The sequence below is a fragment of the Pseudomonas kurunegalensis genome (genome assembly GCF_030291635.1).
Taxonomy (GTDB): Bacteria; Pseudomonadota; Gammaproteobacteria; order Pseudomonadales; family Pseudomonadaceae; genus Aquipseudomonas; species Aquipseudomonas monteilii.
The window spans coordinates 2,527,423-2,543,611 of the sequence record NZ_CP127871.1; the positions used below are offsets into that span (position 1 = coordinate 2,527,423).

The window sequence follows — 16,189 nt, forward strand, 5'->3', positions numbered from 1 at the left end:
TCATGTTTGCTGGTTCCACGCTACAGGGTCATCATGATGGCCCATCCGTGATGGGGATGATCGAAAATCTTGAATGAGATATTGCATTAGCAACGGTTCGAGTACCTCAGTGGCCGCTCTTATTACCCCGGCGATTCCGATCATCCCGATGACTGCATTACCATTGTGGATAAGCCCAGTAGGTGAAGCAGCGTGTCGACCCGCTTCCACTTCGGCTCGATCCAATATTGCTGCGAGTTGTCGGAGATTCATCCGTGGAGAGTATCGTGCTCTTCGCGCTTGCTGACCTCTTTGCTGCCTTACATGCGGTTGTTGTTGTTGTTGTTGTTGTTGTTGTTGTTGTTGTTGTTGTCTTGCATGCGCTCTCGAGACTACTCGGTGAGAGCGTTTGGCGGTGCCGAAACTCTGCGAAGCACGGAAAGTATTTTGTGAGGTGTTAAGTGTTCGCGTTTGTGATGTTTTCGGGCGTAGGCTCCGGGAAAAGCCAGTTGGGTCAGCGAAATTTATCGGGTCATTCTCACAGTAGGCATAACAGTTTAGGCCGCCTTCGTTGAAGGGCGAAAAGCTGTCTGGCTGGAAAAAGCGCATTAGCCAAGGGCTATAGAACCTACGACCATTTCCTAGCGAATAGCTCTTTGAGGCACGGTCAAAAAGACTGCCGGAAAAACCTAGGGTGCTTTCGGACCCGCTGAGGCCATTAAGACCATAGGGTGAATATATATGTATTGATGACGCGGTAGCGCTGTCATCGCTCTCGGCGTGAACACACAACGTTGTTGAGCTGGGCGTATTCATCGGAGAACCCTTTAATACTTGAGACAGCCAGCATGTTCGAGTGGGTTGAGAGGTTGCAACTGGCAAAATTGATAGCTGGCTCAGCCCAGCAACCCCGCAGCGATATTGATTGTGAACCCCAGAATTGCCGTATTGAACAAGAAACCTACGATGGAATGCGCCAGCACGATCCGCCGCAGCCGCTTGCCGGCAACCCCCACATCTGACGTTTGCACGGCCACGCTGATGGTGAACGAGAAGTAGTGAAAGTCCCAATAGTCCGGGTTGCGCTCGCCATCGGCGAAGCGCAGCGGTGGCTCGTGATTCTGCCCGGTATAGAACAGCCGGGCGTAATGCAGGCTGAAGATGCAACCAATCAGTAGCCAGGAACCAGCCACGGTCAGGCCGGTGTAGAGGTAGTGCAAGGCCAGGTCTGCGCCTTGCAGCCCACGGCTGGACACCAGTTGCAGGGTGACTGCGGCAAGGCTGGCGATGGCGGCGATGCACACGGTGAGCAGGACCAGGCCTGCGTTTTCGTCTTCGACGCGGGCAACCTTGCGGACCTTTTCCGGGCTGGCGCCCCAGCTCAGGTACAGCACCAGCGCCAGGTACAGCCACACGCCCAGGTTCCAGCCAGCGAGGATGTGTTGCACGGCATCACCGGCAGGGATCAGCCAGGCGCCAATCAGGCCTGCCGCTGCAGCGAAGCTCAGGCGGGGATGGGTACGGGTCAGGCGGTGGAAAGCCATGGGGCCTCATTCACTGTGGGTATGGTCTCTACTCTAGCTTGTTCTTTGCTGGCACCCATCGCACACCCTTGCAACTCTCAGTACACTGCACGTTCCAACACCAACATCTGTTGAACTCGAGGTTTTTGCATGACGCTCAGTCCTTTGGCAGGCAAGCCGGCTCCGGCCAGCGTGCTGGTCGATATTCCCCGACTGCTCACCGCCTATTACACCGGCCGCCCAGACGCTGCCGTGGCGGCTCAGCGGGTGGCCTTCGGCACCTCGGGGCACCGGGGCACTTCGCTTGAATTGAGTTTCAACGAATACCACGTGCTGGCCATCACCCAGGCTATTTGCCTGTACCGCCAGGAAAAGGGCATTGATGGCCCGCTGTTCATCGGCGCCGACACCCACGCCCTGTCGGCCCCGGCCACGGCCAGCGCGCTGGAAGTGCTGGCGGCCAACGGCGTGCAAGTCAGGTTGTCGAAGGACGACGAATACACCCCCACGCCGGCTGTGTCCCACGCCATCCTCTGCCATAACCGTGGCCGCCAGCAGGGCCTGGCCGACGGCATCGTCATCACCCCGTCGCACAACCCGCCGCAAAGCGGGGGCTTCAAGTACAACCCGCCCAATGGCGGCCCGGCCGACAGCGATGTGACCAAGTGGGTCGAGGCCAAGGCCAACGAACTGCTGGCGGCGAACCTGGCAGGCGTCAAGCGCATGGACCATGCCCAGGCGCTGCAGGCCCCGACCACCCAGCGTCACGATTACGTGAGCAGCTATGTGGCGGACCTGGAAAACGTCATCGACTTCGATGTCATCCGTGGCGCCAAACTGCGCCTGGGCGTCGACCCGCTGGGCGGGGCAGGGGTGCGCTACTGGTCGGCCATTGCCGAACACTACAAGCTGGACCTGGAAGTGGTGAACACCGAGGTAGACCCGACCTTCCGCTTCATGACCGTCGACTGGGACGGCCAGATCCGCATGGACCCGTCCTCGCCATACGCCATGCAGGGCCTGATTGGCCTGCGCGAGCGCTTCGACGTGGCCTTCGCCTGTGACCCGGACCACGACCGCCACGGCATCGTTACCCCGGACGGCCTGCTGCAACCGAACAATTACCTGGCCGTGGCCATCGACTACCTGTACCGCCACCGCCCGCAATGGCGCAGCGATGCTGCCGTTGGTAAAACCGTGGTGTCCAGCGGCCTGATCGACCGCGTTACCCAGCGTCTGGGCCGTGAACTGTACGAAGTGCCGGTAGGCTTCAAGTTCTTTGCCCAAGGGTTGTTTGACGGCTCGCTGGGCTTTGGTGGCGAAGAGAGTGCCGGTGCGTCGTTCCTGCGCCGCGATGGCTCCGTGTGGGCCACCGACAAGGACGGGTTGATCCCGGCCTTGCTGGCTGCCGAGATGACCGCCCGCACCGGACGCAACCCGAGCCAGGCCTACGCGGACCTGACCGAAGCCTTGGGCAAGCCCTACGCTACCCGGGTCGAAGCCAAGGCCGATGCGCGGCAGAAGGCGTTGCTGAGCAAGCTGGCGCCAGAGCAGGTCAAGTCGACCGAACTGGCCGGTGAGCCTATCGTGCAGATCCTCAGCCACGCGCCGGGCAATGGCCAGGCGATTGGCGGGCTGAAGGTGATGACCGCCAATGGCTGGTTTGCCGCACGGCCGTCGGGCACCGAGGACATCTACAAGATCTACGCCGAAAGCTTCATCGACGAGGCGCACCTGCAGCGCCTGGTGCAGGAAGCGCAAGTGCTGGTGGATGCAGCGATTGCCTGACCGGTAACAAACCGCTTGGCCCTGCGGCGCAACGTAAATTAGAATTAATCCTATTTACGCCGCCGCAGGGCCATCCTCATGATCGACGCCGCGCCGCCAACGGAACCTAGCCTGCCTGCCCTGTACCGGGAGCACCGCAGCTGGCTCGAAACCTGGCTACGCCGGCGCCTGGGCAATGCCTGGGATGCCGCCGATCTCAGCCAGGATACTTTTCTGCGGGTACTGACCAGTGCCCAACCCTTGGCAGACATACGTGAGCCAAGGGCCTATCTGCTGACAGTCGGCAAGCGCCTGCTGAGCAACTTCCACCAGCGACGTAGCCTGGAACAGGCTTATCTCGATGCCTTGGCAAACTTGCCCGAGCAGCATGTGCCCTCGCCAGAAAAACGCTGGATATTGCTGGAAACCCTGCAAGCACTCGACGAATTGCTCGATGGCCTGAAGGCACCGGTGCGCAAGGCCTTCCTCTGGAGCCAGCTCGAAGGCGTGGGTTACGCCGAAATCGGCAAGCGCCTGGGCGTTTGCGAGCGCTCGGTGAAACGCTACATGGCGCAGGCTTACGAACATTGCCTGCTGGCCGAATTGCAATGACCCCCCATTCCCCCGAAATCCGCGAAGCTGTGCGTGCTGCCGCCCGCTGGCTGGCGCTGCTCGATTCTGGCGACGCCAGCGAGACCGATTTGCTGCGCCTGGCGCAATGGCGGGCCAGCAGCAGCCTGCATGAAGACGCCTGGCAAAAGGCATCCTTGTTGCGCCAGCGCTTTACCGCGTTACCCGGCGCACTGGCCATGGCAACCCTGGACCGCCCGGACGCCGGCCGCCGCGCACTGCTCAAGCAAGCCTTGGGTATCGCCGCGCTGTTGCCGACAGCCTGGCTGGTCAGCCGTGAGCTGCCTCTGGACGCCTGGACTGCCGACATGCACACCTCGGTTGGCGAACGTCGGCAGGTGCTATTGAGCGATGGCACCTCCGTGCAACTTAATACCGACAGTGCAGTGAATATCGACCTGGGGGCACGCCGCCTGACATTGCTGCGCGGCGAAGTGGCGATCAAGGTGCCCGCCAACCTGAACCTGACGTTGCAGGTGCCATATGGCCAGGTCGCATTCGGTGGCGGTGAGGTATGCCTGCGGCTGTTCGATCAGGCTTGCCGGGTATCGATCGTCGAAGGTGTAGCCAGCCTGCAGCCGCTGCATGGCCCGGCACAGGTGCTGCAAGCCGGGCAGCAGGCCAACCTGCATGTGGCAGGCGTCGGCCCGGTGACAGGCCTGGACGAATGGCGACTGGGCTGGCGCGAAGGCGTGCTGCGGCTGGATGACCGCCCCTTGGGTGAACTGCTGCATGAGCTGCGCCGATACCGCCCTGGCGTGCTGCGCTGGGCCCCTGAACTGGAGCGCCTGCGCGTGACCGGCACCTTCCGCCTTGACGACACCGACCGGGTGCTGGCTTTGCTTGCCGCCAGCCTGCCGTTACAGGTGCGAACACGCACGCGTTACTGGGTGAGCCTGGGCGCACGAGAAAATCGTGCGTGAGGCTGTCCCCTTTTTTTCGCTCGCCGGTCATTACCGGTAGAAGAAAACAAAGGGGAGCCTTGTTCAATGTCTGCAGTAATGTCTTGCCGCCTGCGCCCGCTGGTGCGCGCAGTGCGTCCGTTGTTCGCCATGAGCCTGTTGCTGTCTGCGCCTGCCTGGGCCGATGAGCCGGGGCGGCGTGCCTATGAGGTGCCGGCCACGAGCCTGGGCGCCGCGCTGACCCGCTTTGCCGACCAGGCCGGTGTCAGCCTTTCACTGGACCCTGCGTTGGTCCAGGGCCGGCAGAGCAGTGGGTTGTCCGGTAGCTACAGTGTCGAAGAAGGCTTCATGCAACTGCTGCGCGGCAGCGGCCTGCAGTTGCTGCCGGTGGGTGAGGGTGCCTTCACCCTGGTGCCGGCACCCGAGTCCGGTGGCGCTCTGGAGATCGCCCCGACCAGCATCGTTGGCGGACTGGCAGCAAGCAACGAAGCGCAGCCGTACGCCGGTGGCCAGGTGGCACGTCAGGGCACGCAGGGCCTGCTGGGTTCGCGCGATTTCATGGAAACCCCGTTCAGCATCACCAGTTACACCAGCGAACTGGTCAAGAACCAGCAAGCGCGGACCTTGGGCGAATTGATCGCCACCGACCCGTCGGTGCGCGCTACCAACCCGGCGGGCGGGCGTTTCGAGCAGTTCACCATTCGCGGCTTCAGCCTGTTCAACAGTGATGTGGCCTACAACGGCCTGTACGGCATCTTGCCGACTTACTCGATCGACATGGAGATGGCCGACCGGGTCGATATCATCAAAGGCCCCAGCCAGTTGATCAACGGCATTTCGCCGCGTGGCAGCGTGGGCGGCGGTATCAACGTGCAGCCCAAGCGGGCCACAGACAAGCCGATCACCGAGTTTACCGGCAGCTATGCGTCGGCGGGCCAGGCAGGTGGCGCGGTGGATGTTGGCCGGCGCTTTGGCGAAGGCCAGCAGTTCGGCGTGCGTTTGAATGCTGTGAAGCAGGCCGGCGATACCGAATGGGACCACCAACGTGTCGATCGCGAAATGGCGGTACTGGGCCTGGACTTTCGCGGCGAGCGCCTGCGCCTGTCGGCAGACCTCGGCCACACCGAGCGTGACACCGATGCACCGCAGGAGCGCGTGTTGATCGGCGCCAACGCCAAAGTGCCGGATGCCAATGATGTTCGCCACAACTATGCCCAGGCCTGGAGCAAGGCGCGCACCAACGACACCTTTGGTGCGTTGCATGCCGAATACGACCTCAGTGAGTCGCTGCTGGCCTATGGCGCGGTCGGCGCGCGTGAAAGCAACCATGATTTCCTGCGGCACAACGTGTCCATCACCAACGATGCTGGCGACTTCACCGTGCAGCCGCGTGACTTCACCCGGGACGAGTCGGTGCGTACCGCCATGGCCGGCCTTCGCAACTGGTTTCACACCGGGCCGGTCAGCCACGAGTTGAACCTGGCCGCTACCTACTTCTACATGGACTTCACCAACGGCGGCGCCCGCTATGCTTCGGCGCCCAGCAACCTCTACAACCCGGTAGCGACCCCGACCCCGGGCACACCCACCCGCATCGATCCCGAGGTCTACACAGAAAACCGCTTCTCCGGTGTGGCCCTGGCCGACACCCTCGGTTTTTTCGACGACCGCCTGCTGTTGACCCTGGGCGCGCGCTGGCAGCGGGTGCAGGTGGATGACTGGAGCGACGGCGTAAAAGGCGAGACCGCCTACGACGAAGAAAAGGTCTCGCCCTCGGGCGGCGTGCTGCTCAAGGTCACTGACCAGCTGTCGTTGTACGCCAACTACATGGAAGGCCTGAGTCAGGGCAAGATCGCGCCCTCGACGTCGATCAACGAAGACCAGATCTTCCCGCCGTTCACCAGCCGGCAGGTTGAGGTAGGGGCCAAGTATGACCTGGGCAAGGTTGCCTTTACGGCAAGCGCCTTCCGCATTCGTCAACCGGCCTACGAGACCAACGCCACCTCGCGGGTGTTCGGGCCCAATGGCAAGCGTGACAACCGTGGTATCGAGTTGAGCGTGTTCGGAGAGCCGGTGGAAGGTGTGCGGGTGCTGGGTGGAGTGATGTACATCGACAGCGAACTGACCGACACCGTGGGTGGCGCCTACGATGGCAACCGCGCGCCGGCCACGCCCGAGTACAACGTCAACCTCGGCGCCGAATGGGACGTGCCGGGTGTGAACGGGCTGACCCTGACGGCGCGGGGCATTCATTCCAGCTCGCAGTACCTGGACCAGAACAACAGCAAGCAGATCGATGGCTGGGAGCGTTACGACCTGGGCGCGCGCTATGCCTTCAAGGTAGATGCTACCGAGGTTACCTTGCGGGCCAGTGTCGAGAATGTGCTGGATGATCGTTACTGGAGCTCGGCGGGGGCTTCGGATGACAGTGAGCCGGGGTTGACCCTGTCCACGCCGCGCACCTACCTGTTGTCGGCAACCATAGGCTTCTAACCCATGCGCAATCCCCTGTAGGAGCGGCCTTGTGTCGCGATGGGCCGCAAAGCGGCCCCGGCGATTTTCGCGGCGAAGCTGAAAATGTGGGGCCGCTTCGCGCCCCGATCGCGACACAAGGCCGCTCCTACAGGGACCGCGCCGGCCTGTTGAATCATGCTGGCGCAATCGCCCGCCCCAGCTTCTGCGCCTGCCCCTGCAACACCCGCATCAAATGCATCGCCGCATGCGACGGCGGCTCGAACCGCGAATAGACAAAGCTGATATCAAAGTGAATTTCATCGGCCAGCGGCACCACCGCCAACCCACTGTCCTGCGCCACGAATTCGTCGATCACGCTGATGCCCATGCCTTGCTTCACCAGGGCCACTGCTTCGTTGGCGTTGGTGAACGACAACAGTGATTTCAATTGCAGCCCGCGCCGCTCGATGTGCCCGGCCAGCAGTTTGCCAAACGGCATGTCGGGCCTGAACAGCAACAGCGCATGGCCTTCTAGCTGCTGCAAGGTCAGCGAGCCATGCCCGGCCAAGGCGTGGTCGGGTGGCATCACCACCACCATGCGCCCGCGCATGAAGGCCTGCGAATGCAGGTGATCGTGCACCACGGGCAGGGCGGCAATCGACAGGTCGACCTTTTTCGACAGGATCTGGTTGGGCATTTCGCCCATCAGCGAGGTTTGCCACTCGATGTCCAGCGAAGGCGCCTCGCGCTTGAGCTGCGCCAGGGCAATCGGGATGACCACCGTCGACAGCGAGGCGCTGCAAGAGATACGCAGCTTGCGGTGGCCGCCGGCACCCAATGACAGCGCACATTCATTCACCTCCAGCGCCGCCTGGTACACCCGCTCGACTTCACGGAACAGCACCTGCGCCTCGGCGGTGGGCACCAGGCGGTTGTTGATGCGCTCGAACAGGCGATAAGCCAGACGCCCCTCGATGTACTGGATCAGCTTGCTCACGGCCGGCTGCGACACATACAGCAGCTTGGCCGCCGCGCTGATCGAGCCGGTCAGCATCACCGCACGGAACACTTCCATGTGCCGCAGTTTGAACACCATGGGGCTTGCGTCTGCACCTTCATTACCAAGCAGCATGTCTATTACCTTCGGTTATGGTCTTCGCCATCTGGGTATGAGCGTCAAACCCGCCCACGCAGTATCTTGAACACAGCCAAATCGCCCTTGCGGCGCACAATAACAAGATCTGCAGGCAGGCGCAGCGGCGCTTGCCGGGAGTGCTGCGTGAACATTTTTGACGAACCGAAGATCGATTGCCATAACCATTTGTTTGACCCCGCCCGTTTCCCTTACCACCCCGAGGCACCTTATGCGCCCTCTGGCCAGGAGGTGGCGACCCAGGAGCAGTTCACCCGGGTGATGGACGCCTACGGTGTACAGCATGCCTTGCTCGTGGGCCCCAACAGCGGCTACCACACCGACAACCGCTGCCTGCTGCACGCCTTGGCCACCGGGCAAGGGCGGTTCAAGGGCGTGGCGGTGGTCGAGGCAAGTATCCCTCTCGATGCGCTGGCTGCGCTGCAGGCGCAAGGGGTGGTCGGTATCGCCTTCAACCCCGCGTTGTACGGGGTGGCCAGCCTCAAGGACGTTGACGGGCTGTTCGGCAAGGTCGCCGAGCTTGGCCTGTTTGCCCAGGTGCAGGTGTGCGAAGACCAGTTGCTGGACCTGCACGGCCTGCTGCAAGGCTCCCGAGCGCGTCTGTTGATTGATCACTGTGGCCGCCCGGGTGTAGCCGCCGGGGTGCGGCAAGCTGGCTTCCAGGCCTTGCTGCGGCTGGCCGACAGTGGCCGGACCTGCGTGAAACTGTCGGGTATGCAGAAGTTCGCCGCCGCCGATGCCTTGCTGGAGCAGAGCAGTGCCTACGTCCACGCCCTGCTCGAAGTCTTTGGCCCCGAGGCCTGCGTATGGGGTTCGGACTGGCCGTTCATTCGCCAGCGCTCGCGGGTGGACTACGGCCCGTTGCTGAAACTGGCCGAATGCCTGATGCCGGATGCCCGCACGCGCCGTGCAGTGATGTGGGACACACCTCGCCGTCTGTTCGGGTTTGCCTAGAACCCGGGTTTTGCCATTCCAATAACAAGAGAGCAACCGTCATGAACACTGAACAGAACGCCAGCCTCGGGGTGTTCGACACCCCGGCGCGCGCGCAGCAACGCACCCGCACCCGCTTCATGATCCTGGCGCTGATCTCCGGCGGCACCATGATCAACTACCTCGACCGCAGCGTGATGGGCATTGCAGCGCCCAGCATCAGTGCCGACCTGGGCTTGAACGCAGCGATGATGGGGGTGATCTTTTCCGCCTTTTCGTGGACTTACGCCGCCGCGCAGATCCCGGGTGGCATCCTCATCGACCGGCTGGGCACCAAACTCACGTACTGGCTGGCGCTGACCCTGTGGTCGCTGTTCACCGGCCTGCAAGGGCTGGCCCAGGGCTTTCTGTCACTGCTGGGCATGCGTTTTCTGGTGGGGGTGACCGAAGCACCGTGCTTCCCTACCAACAGCCGGGTAGTGGCCACCTGGTTCCCGCAAAGTGAGCGGGCCAGGGCGACGGGTATCTACACCTTTGCCGAGTACACCGGCCTGGCGTTCCTGACGCCGTTGCTGTTCTGGGTGCTGCATGCCTATGGCTGGCGCTTTCTGCTGATGGCCGTGGGCCTGATGGGCATCCTCTATGGCCTGGTGTGGTGGCGCAAATACCATGAGCCGCACCAGTCCACCACGGCCAACCAGGCCGAACTGGACTACATTGCCGCCGGCGGTGGAGTGGTCGATGGCGGCCAGAAAGCCACGGTGTTCCGCTGGTCGCAGATTCCGGCGCTGCTCAAGCACCGCAACATGCTGGGCATCTGCCTGGGGCAGTTCGCCTGCAACTCCACCAACGTGTTTTTCCTCACCTGGTTCCCCACTTACCTGGTGACCGAGCGGCACATGCCCTGGCTCAAGGTCGGCTGGGTAGCGGTGCTGCCGTTCATTGCCGCCTCGCTGGGCACGCTGGTCGGCGGCTGGCTGTCCGACGCCTTGCTGCGCCGTGGCTACTCGCTGAACGTGGCGCGCAAGCTGCCGGTGATCGCCGGGCTGCTCACCGCGTCGGTGATCGTGTTGGCCAACTACGTCGAGTCGGATGCGCTGGTGATCACCATTCTGTGCATCGCCTACTTCGCCCAAGGGATGTCTGCACTGGCCTGGATGATCGTTTCCGATATCGCCCCGAAAGGCCTGCTGGGCCTCAGTGGCGGCTTGTTCAACCTGTTCGCCAACGCGGCAGGCATCGTTACGCCCCTGACCATCGGCATCATCGTTTCGCTCACCGGCTCGTTCGTCTGGGCCCTGGCGTTCGTGTCGTCGATCACCGTGCTGGGGGCGCTGTGCTACCTGTTCATGGTCAGCGACCTGCGTCGCTTGCCGGATATTCCAACTGTCGAAAATGGAGCAAAACAATGAGCCAGTACCTGCAAGGCCAGACTGCAATCGTCACCGGCGGCATGCGTGGCATCGGCCTGGCGATCGCCCAGCGCCTGCATGCAGCAGGCGCCCAGGTGGTGATCTGGGACCTCGCTGTCGATGGCTGGAACAGCCTTGAAAATGGCTTTGAGCCGGTGCTGCGCCAGGCGGTGGATGTGTCATCGCTGGCCTCGGTAGAGGCAGCGTTCGCCGAGACGCTGGCGCGCTTGGGGCAGGTGCAGATCCTGGTCAACAATGCCGGCATCAACGGCCCGGTGGTGGCGTCGTGGGAGTACCCGCCAGAGGCCTGGGACAAAGTCATCGCCATCGACCTGAACGGCGTGTTCTATTGCTGCCGCACCGCCATCCCGCACATGCGTGAAAACCGCTATGGACGCATCGTCAACATCGCCTCGATGGCCGGCAAGGATGGCGTGCAGTACATCTCGGCTTATTCGGCAGCCAAGGCCGGGGTCATCGCCTTCACCAAGGCGGCGGCCAAGGAGCTGGCGCAGGACGGCGTGCTGCTCAACTGTGTGGCACCGGCCATGGTCGAGACGCCGCTGATGGCTGAAATGACGGCGGAGCATATTGCCGCAAGCAAGGCCAAGATCCCCATGGGGCGGTTCCTCAAGGCCGAGGAGATTGCCAACATGGTCAGCTGGATTGCCGGCCCCGAGTGTAGCTTTACCACCGGCTTCGTGTTCGACCTCAGTGGTGGGAGGGCGACCTATTGAATGGCCTGGGCGTGGCGCACCTGACGGCGCTGGAGCTGACGCCAGTGAGTCTGGTGCGCGAGGCGCGGCGCGCTGGCTTCAGTGCCGTGGGCCTGCGCCTGCACCCGGTGATGCCAGGGGCGCAGGCTTACCCGGTTGCGGCCGGTAGTCAGGTAATGCGTGAACTGCGGGCGGTGATGGCGGGCGAAGGTGTACGAGTCAACGACATCGAGTTCGTATCGTTGACGGCGCAAACCCGGGTGGCCGATTACCACGCGCTGTTGGCCGTCGGTGCCGAGCTGGGAGCGGCAAGCCTGACGGTGTCCGGGGACGACGAGGATGTTACCCGCCTGACCGGCAACTTTGCAGCACTGTGTGAAATGGCGCGTGGCCATGGCCTGCGTGTGGACCTGGAGTTCATGCGCTGGCGGCCAGTGGCGACGTTGCAACAGGCTTGTGCGGTGGTGGAGGGGGCAGGGCAGGACAACGGTGGCGTGCTGATTGATGCCTTGCACCTGTTTCGCTCCGGTGGCCAGGTGGCCGACATCGCGCGGATCAACCCAAATCTACTGCGGGCCATGCAGTTGTGCGATGCACCGCTGCTGGCGCCTGCGGACGATCTGATCATTCAGGAAGCGCGTGAGGGCCGCCTGTTGCCGGGGGAGGGGCAACTGCCGCTGGCGCAGTTGCTCGCGGCATTGCCGGGCAACCTGTGCATCAGCGTGGAGGTGCCGTCCGCCGGCTTGCCCGCAACACAGCGGTTGCAAGCAGCGGCACAGGCAACCCACGCCTGGCTGCACGACAGGCGTGGGTCACCTGCCGCGCAGGTTGCCGGTCACGCCTGATCCGGCACCACGGCGATCACATCGATTTCCATCAGCCACTCGGCCTGGGCCAACCCCGCCACCACCAGCCCGGTGGAAATCGGGAACACACCCTTGAGCCACTTGCCCACTTCCTTGTACACCGGCTCGCGGAAGCGCGGGTCGGTGATGTAAGTGGTGGTCTTGACGATGTGCGACAGGTCCGAGCCGGCTTCTTCAAGCAGTTGCTTGACGTTCTTCATTGCCTGCTCGGTCTGCGCCCGAGGGTCGCCCAGGCCCACCAGCTTGCCTTCGAAGTCGGTACCGACCTGGCCGCGCACATAAATGGTGTTACCGGCCCGCACGGCCTGGCACAGGTCGTTGTCCAGGGTCTGGTTGGGGTAGGTTTCCTTGGTGTTGAACATGCGGATGCGGGTATGAGTAGGCATCAGTGGGCTCCGAGGGTGCTGACGTTGCTGATGGTGTTGTCTTGCTGCTCATCCGCGTCGCGCTGTTCGCGGTCGCGGTAGGCCAGGTAGGTGCGTTGCGTGGCGATGTGGCCGGCGACGTGCTTGGCGTCGTGCCACACGCCCCAGATGAACGACGAGCCACGGCGCGACAGCCACGGCAGGCCCAGGAAGTACACGCCGGGCTCACGGGCTACGCCGCGCTGGTGCTGGGGTTTGCCGTTGGCGTCGAAGGTGTCCACCTGCAGCCAGCTGAAATCCACACCGTAACCGGTGGCCCAGATGATGCTGCTGACACCGGCCTTGGCCAGGTCCAGCTGCTGCAGCGGGTTGACCATGCACTCCGGGTCGGCCAGGCGCTGGCGGGCTTCGGGCTCTTCTGGCAGGTCGAGGCCGTTGCGTTCGATGTAGGCATCGGCGGCATCCAGCAGGGCCAGGTAGTTTTCGTCGCCACGGTTGATGTTCTCGACCAGGTTGTCCTGGAAGCGTGCCACGCCGTTCTCGAACGACTGGGTCAGGCCGACCAGGGTCATGCCTTGATGGGCGAGGGCACGGAAGTCTACGGTGTGGCCGCCACGGGCGCCGCTGACGGCGATGGTCACGTGCTCGCGGCCAGGCTTGGCGATTTCTGCGTCCCACTCACCCAGCACGCCCAGCCACCAGCAGAAGTCGCGGTTGCGGTAGGCACGAGGCGGGCGGTCATGGGCGCCGACCGACAGGTACACCTGGCGGCCCGCACGCATCAGCTCTTCGGCGATCTGCACGCCAGAGGAGCCGGCACCTACCACCAGCACTGCGCCTTCTGGCAGTTGCTGAGGGTTGTAGTAGGCGGCGGAATGGATCTGGTGCAGGTTGCTGTCCTTTGGCGCAATGGCGGGGATTACCGGCTTCTGGAACGGGCCGGTTGCAGCAACCACACGGTTGGCGCGAATCACGCCTTCATTGGTTTCGATGGTAAAGCCCGGGCGGTCGCTGTTGCGCACCACGCGCTTCACTTCAATGCCGGTGCGCACGGGCAGGTTGTACTTGCGTACGTACTGCTCGAAGTAGTCAGCCACCTGGTCCTTGCCGGCGAAGGCGTCGGCGTCGAGGTTGAATTCCAGGCCCGGGAAGCGGTCGTGCCAGACCGGGCCGTTGGCGACCAGCGAGTCCCAGCGGCCAGTGCGCCACGCTTCGGCGATGCGGTTGCGCTCCAGCACCAGGTGCGGCACGCCAAGCTTGTTCAGGTGTTCGCTCATGGCCACGCCGGCCTGGCCGGCGCCGACGACGAGGGTGTCGATTTCGAGGTTGTTCAGTGTCATGTCCGAGCCCTTGTTCAGGCGGTTTTTGTCAGGTCGGTTTGGAGGACCGCCGTTGCCTAGGGCCAGACTAGGGATGCGGCACAAATGGCGAAAATAGTATTTAGCTGGTGCTTGCCGATAAAACGGCGAAGGCCTTGATATGCCTGGCCTGCAGCGTGCGTTTAGGCGTTTTTCCTGTCATTTTTGGCGTTGTTTTTCGGGCTTAGTTTTTTCCTGCTCAAGGCACAGGAAAATGTTGGTTTCGTGGGCTAGAAGGTTGCGCCCAGAATGCCCTGCATCGCACAGGACAACAGGAGCTTCACCATGACCTTCTCCATCATTGGCCGCTGCCAGGAAACCGGCCAGGTCGGCATCGCCATCAGTTCGTCGAGCATTGCCGTGGGTGCCCGTTGCCCTTGGGTGCGTGCCGGTGTTGGCGCCGTTTCCACCCAGAACATCACCTTGCCGGCGCTGGGCCCGCAGATTCTCGATGCCCTTGAACAGGGCCAGTTGCCACCCGCCGCCGCGCTGGACCGGGTGCTCAGTGCCAATGGCTGGAGCGAGTACCGCCAGGTCACCGTGATCGACAGCCAAGGGCAGGTGGCGCTGTTTACCGGGCGCGAGGCATTGGGCACGCACAACGCCGTGGCCGGTGAGCAATGCGCCGCAGCGGGCAACCTGTTGTCCTCGACCCGGGTGATCGAAGCGATGGTCGTGGCGTTCGAGCAGGCCGGCGGCCACCTGGCCGACCGCTTGCTGGCCGCCATGCACGCGGCGATGGCTGCGGGTGGTGAAGCCGGGCCGGTGCACTCGGCGGCGTTGAAAATTGCCGGCGAGTTGACCTGGGCATTGGTGGACCTGCGCGTGGACTGGGCTGATACCGACCCGATCGGCGTGCTCGACGGCCTTTGGCAGGCCTATCGCCCACAGATGCAGGATTACGTCACCCGAGCCCTCAACCCGACCGCGGCACCCAGCTATGGGGTGCCGGGCGATGAGTGAGTTCGCCAGCCGCGCGCTGCTGGCCCGGCTGATCGGCTTTGCTACGGTCAGCCGGGACTCCAACCTTGAGTTGATCGGCTTCATCCGCGATTACCTGGCCGAGCTGGGGGTGGAGTGCGAGCTGTTTCACAACCCGGAGGGCACCAAGGCCAACCTGTTCGCCACCATCGGCCCCCAGAACGTTGGCGGCGTGGTGTTGTCGGGGCACACCGATGTGGTGCCGGTGGATGGGCAGGCCTGGACCGTCGAGCCGTTTGCCCTGAGCGAACATGACGGGCGCCTGTATGGCCGTGGCACGGCCGACATGAAAGGCTTCATCGCCTCGGTGCTGGCCGCCGTGCCCGCGTTCCTCGCTCAACCTCTGCGTATGCCGGTGCACCTGGCATTCTCCTATGACGAGGAAGTGGGCTGCCTGGGTGTACGCTCGATGCTGGCCGCGTTGGAACAGCGCCCGCACAAGCCGCGCCTGTGCCTCATTGGTGAACCCACCGAGCTTAAGCCGGTGCTGGGGCACAAGGGCAAGCTGGCGATGCGCTGCCAGGTGCATGGCGCGGCCTGCCACTCGGCGTATGCGCCCTATGGCGTGAATGCCATCGAGTACGCGGCGAAGCTGATTGGCAAACTGGGTGACATCGGTGACGCACTGGCCTTGCCACAGCATCACGACGAGCGCTTCGACCCGCCTTTCTCCACGGTGCAGACCGGGGTGATCAAAGGGGGCAGGGCACTGAACATCGTGCCGGCGGAGTGCGAGTTCGATTTCGAAGTGCGGGCCTTGCCGGGGTTTGAGGCGCAGGCAGTGGCCGACCAGTTGCAGTCCTATGCAGAAGCCGAGTTGCTGCCACGTATGCGCAAGATCAATGCGGCCAGTGATATTCGCCTGGCGCCGCTGAGCGCCTACCCGGGGCTGGCGACACCTGCCGACAGCGAGGCGGCGCAGCTGGTGGCGTTGCTCAGTGGTACCGATGAATTCGGTACGGTGGCGTTTGGTACCGAAGGCGGGTTGTTCGACCAGGCAGGTATCCCGACCGTGGTGTGCGGGCCTGGCAGCATGGACCAGGGGCACAAGCCGGACGAGTTTGTCAGTGTCGAGCAGTTGCAGGGGTGTGATGCGATGTTGCTCAAGCTGGTGGATTACCTCAAGCAGGATTAATTGTGCTGGCTTCTT

The 16,189-nt window shown here is 63.2% G+C and carries 15 protein-coding genes; 10 read left to right on the forward strand and 5 right to left on the reverse strand.

The window, feature by feature from the left end; all coding sequences use genetic code 11:
- Both QQ992_RS27965 and QQ992_RS11330 read right to left on the reverse strand, forming a co-directional pair.
- Window positions 1–795 (reverse strand): RHS repeat-associated core domain-containing protein, encoded by a 795-nt coding sequence (locus QQ992_RS27965; RefSeq protein WP_350157478.1) that lies wholly within the window; start codon window positions 793–795, stop codon window positions 1–3.
- 80 nt (window positions 796–875) lie between these two features.
- Entirely contained in the window at window positions 876–1,523 is a 648-nt protein-coding gene (locus QQ992_RS11330; RefSeq protein ID WP_286113415.1) for a DUF1345 domain-containing protein, read from the reverse strand.
- Between the two features lie 129 nt (window positions 1,524–1,652).
- Between QQ992_RS11330 and pgm the strand changes: the two genes are divergently transcribed.
- The 4 genes from pgm to QQ992_RS11350 all read left to right on the forward strand — a co-directional run bounded on the left by pgm (window position 1,653) and on the right by QQ992_RS11350 (window position 7,294).
- On the forward strand, window positions 1,653–3,290 hold the full coding sequence (gene pgm / locus QQ992_RS11335; protein ID WP_016713855.1) for a phosphoglucomutase (alpha-D-glucose-1,6-bisphosphate-dependent): 1,638 nt from the start codon (window positions 1,653–1,655) through the stop codon (window positions 3,288–3,290).
- Between the two features lie 78 nt (window positions 3,291–3,368).
- Window positions 3,369–3,881 carry a sigma-70 family RNA polymerase sigma factor gene (locus QQ992_RS11340; RefSeq protein WP_119369698.1) on the forward strand — a complete coding sequence of 171 codons (513 nt, stop codon included), beginning with the start codon at window positions 3,369–3,371 and terminating at the stop codon, window positions 3,879–3,881.
- The gene (locus tag QQ992_RS11345) at window positions 3,878–4,822 is read left to right on the forward strand and encodes a FecR domain-containing protein (protein WP_286113416.1); all 945 of its coding nucleotides are present in this window, start codon (window positions 3,878–3,880) and stop codon (window positions 4,820–4,822) included. Before QQ992_RS11340 ends, QQ992_RS11345 begins: the two co-directional genes overlap by 4 nt.
- Before the next feature lie 66 nt (window positions 4,823–4,888).
- Complete coding sequence (locus QQ992_RS11350; protein ID WP_286113417.1) at window positions 4,889–7,294, forward strand: TonB-dependent receptor; 2,406 nt, start codon at window positions 4,889–4,891, stop codon at window positions 7,292–7,294.
- Between the two features lie 154 nt (window positions 7,295–7,448).
- Here QQ992_RS11350 and QQ992_RS11355 read toward each other — a convergent pair whose 3' ends face one another.
- Window positions 7,449–8,387: a LysR family transcriptional regulator gene (locus tag QQ992_RS11355; RefSeq protein ID WP_286113418.1), complete on the reverse strand. Its 939-nt coding sequence runs from the start codon at window positions 8,385–8,387 to the stop codon at window positions 7,449–7,451.
- Between the two features lie 147 nt (window positions 8,388–8,534).
- Between QQ992_RS11355 and QQ992_RS11360 the strand changes: the two genes are divergently transcribed.
- Genes QQ992_RS11360 through QQ992_RS11375 form a run of 4 tightly spaced genes read left to right on the forward strand, consistent with a single transcriptional unit; the run spans window position 8,535 to window position 12,314 of the window.
- Window positions 8,535–9,362: an amidohydrolase family protein gene (locus QQ992_RS11360; protein WP_286113419.1), complete on the forward strand. Its 828-nt coding sequence runs from the start codon at window positions 8,535–8,537 to the stop codon at window positions 9,360–9,362.
- A 41-nt stretch (window positions 9,363–9,403) separates the two neighbouring features.
- Entirely contained in the window at window positions 9,404–10,753 is a 1,350-nt protein-coding gene (locus QQ992_RS11365) for an MFS transporter (RefSeq protein ID WP_105947492.1), read from the forward strand.
- Complete coding sequence (locus QQ992_RS11370) at window positions 10,750–11,490, forward strand: SDR family oxidoreductase (protein ID WP_286113420.1); 741 nt, start codon at window positions 10,750–10,752, stop codon at window positions 11,488–11,490. The genes QQ992_RS11365 and QQ992_RS11370 overlap by 4 nt, the downstream gene beginning before the upstream one ends.
- Entirely contained in the window at window positions 11,487–12,314 is an 828-nt protein-coding gene (locus QQ992_RS11375) for a sugar phosphate isomerase/epimerase family protein (protein WP_286113421.1), read from the forward strand. The genes QQ992_RS11370 and QQ992_RS11375 overlap by 4 nt, the downstream gene beginning before the upstream one ends.
- On the opposite strand, the gene QQ992_RS11380 is transcribed toward QQ992_RS11375, so the two are convergent.
- Window positions 12,305–12,721: a RidA family protein gene (locus tag QQ992_RS11380; protein WP_016713864.1), complete on the reverse strand. Its 417-nt coding sequence runs from the start codon at window positions 12,719–12,721 to the stop codon at window positions 12,305–12,307. The two genes, QQ992_RS11375 and QQ992_RS11380, sit on opposite strands and share 10 nt — an antisense overlap.
- The gene (locus tag QQ992_RS11385; RefSeq protein ID WP_286113422.1) at window positions 12,721–14,040 is read right to left on the reverse strand and encodes a flavin-containing monooxygenase; all 1,320 of its coding nucleotides are present in this window, start codon (window positions 14,038–14,040) and stop codon (window positions 12,721–12,723) included. Before QQ992_RS11385 ends, QQ992_RS11380 begins: the two co-directional genes overlap by 1 nt.
- A 303-nt stretch (window positions 14,041–14,343) precedes the next feature.
- On the opposite strand from QQ992_RS11385, the gene QQ992_RS11390 reads away from it, so the two are divergent.
- Window positions 14,344–15,021, forward strand: coding sequence for a DUF1028 domain-containing protein (locus tag QQ992_RS11390; protein WP_286113423.1), 678 nt, complete (start codon window positions 14,344–14,346; stop codon window positions 15,019–15,021).
- Window positions 15,014–16,174 carry an acetylornithine deacetylase gene (gene argE, locus QQ992_RS11395; protein ID WP_286113424.1) on the forward strand — a complete coding sequence of 387 codons (1,161 nt, stop codon included), beginning with the start codon at window positions 15,014–15,016 and terminating at the stop codon, window positions 16,172–16,174. Before QQ992_RS11390 ends, argE begins: the two co-directional genes overlap by 8 nt.
- Window positions 16,175–16,189 lie beyond the last annotated feature (15 nt).

Bases quoted from the DNA above. Each gene is read 5' to 3' on its own strand.
- QQ992_RS27965 (WP_350157478.1), bottom strand. From the start codon at position 795: ATGAATACGCCCAGCTCAACAACGTTGTGTGTTCACGCCGAGAGCGAT.
- QQ992_RS11330 (WP_286113415.1), bottom strand. From the start codon at position 1,523: ATGGCTTTCCACCGCCTGACCCGTACCCATCCCCGCCTGAGCTTCGCT.
- pgm (WP_016713855.1), top strand. From the start codon at position 1,653: ATGACGCTCAGTCCTTTGGCAGGCAAGCCGGCTCCGGCCAGCGTGCTG.
- QQ992_RS11340 (WP_119369698.1), top strand. From the start codon at position 3,369: ATGATCGACGCCGCGCCGCCAACGGAACCTAGCCTGCCTGCCCTGTAC.
- QQ992_RS11345 (WP_286113416.1), top strand. From the start codon at position 3,878: ATGACCCCCCATTCCCCCGAAATCCGCGAAGCTGTGCGTGCTGCCGCC.
- QQ992_RS11350 (WP_286113417.1), top strand. From the start codon at position 4,889: ATGTCTGCAGTAATGTCTTGCCGCCTGCGCCCGCTGGTGCGCGCAGTG.
- QQ992_RS11355 (WP_286113418.1), bottom strand. From the start codon at position 8,387: ATGCTGCTTGGTAATGAAGGTGCAGACGCAAGCCCCATGGTGTTCAAA.
- QQ992_RS11365 (WP_105947492.1), top strand. From the start codon at position 9,404: ATGAACACTGAACAGAACGCCAGCCTCGGGGTGTTCGACACCCCGGCG.
- QQ992_RS11370 (WP_286113420.1), top strand. From the start codon at position 10,750: ATGAGCCAGTACCTGCAAGGCCAGACTGCAATCGTCACCGGCGGCATG.
- QQ992_RS11380 (WP_016713864.1), bottom strand. From the start codon at position 12,721: ATGCCTACTCATACCCGCATCCGCATGTTCAACACCAAGGAAACCTAC.
- QQ992_RS11385 (WP_286113422.1), bottom strand. From the start codon at position 14,040: ATGACACTGAACAACCTCGAAATCGACACCCTCGTCGTCGGCGCCGGC.
- QQ992_RS11390 (WP_286113423.1), top strand. From the start codon at position 14,344: ATGACCTTCTCCATCATTGGCCGCTGCCAGGAAACCGGCCAGGTCGGC.
- argE (WP_286113424.1), top strand. From the start codon at position 15,014: ATGAGTGAGTTCGCCAGCCGCGCGCTGCTGGCCCGGCTGATCGGCTTT.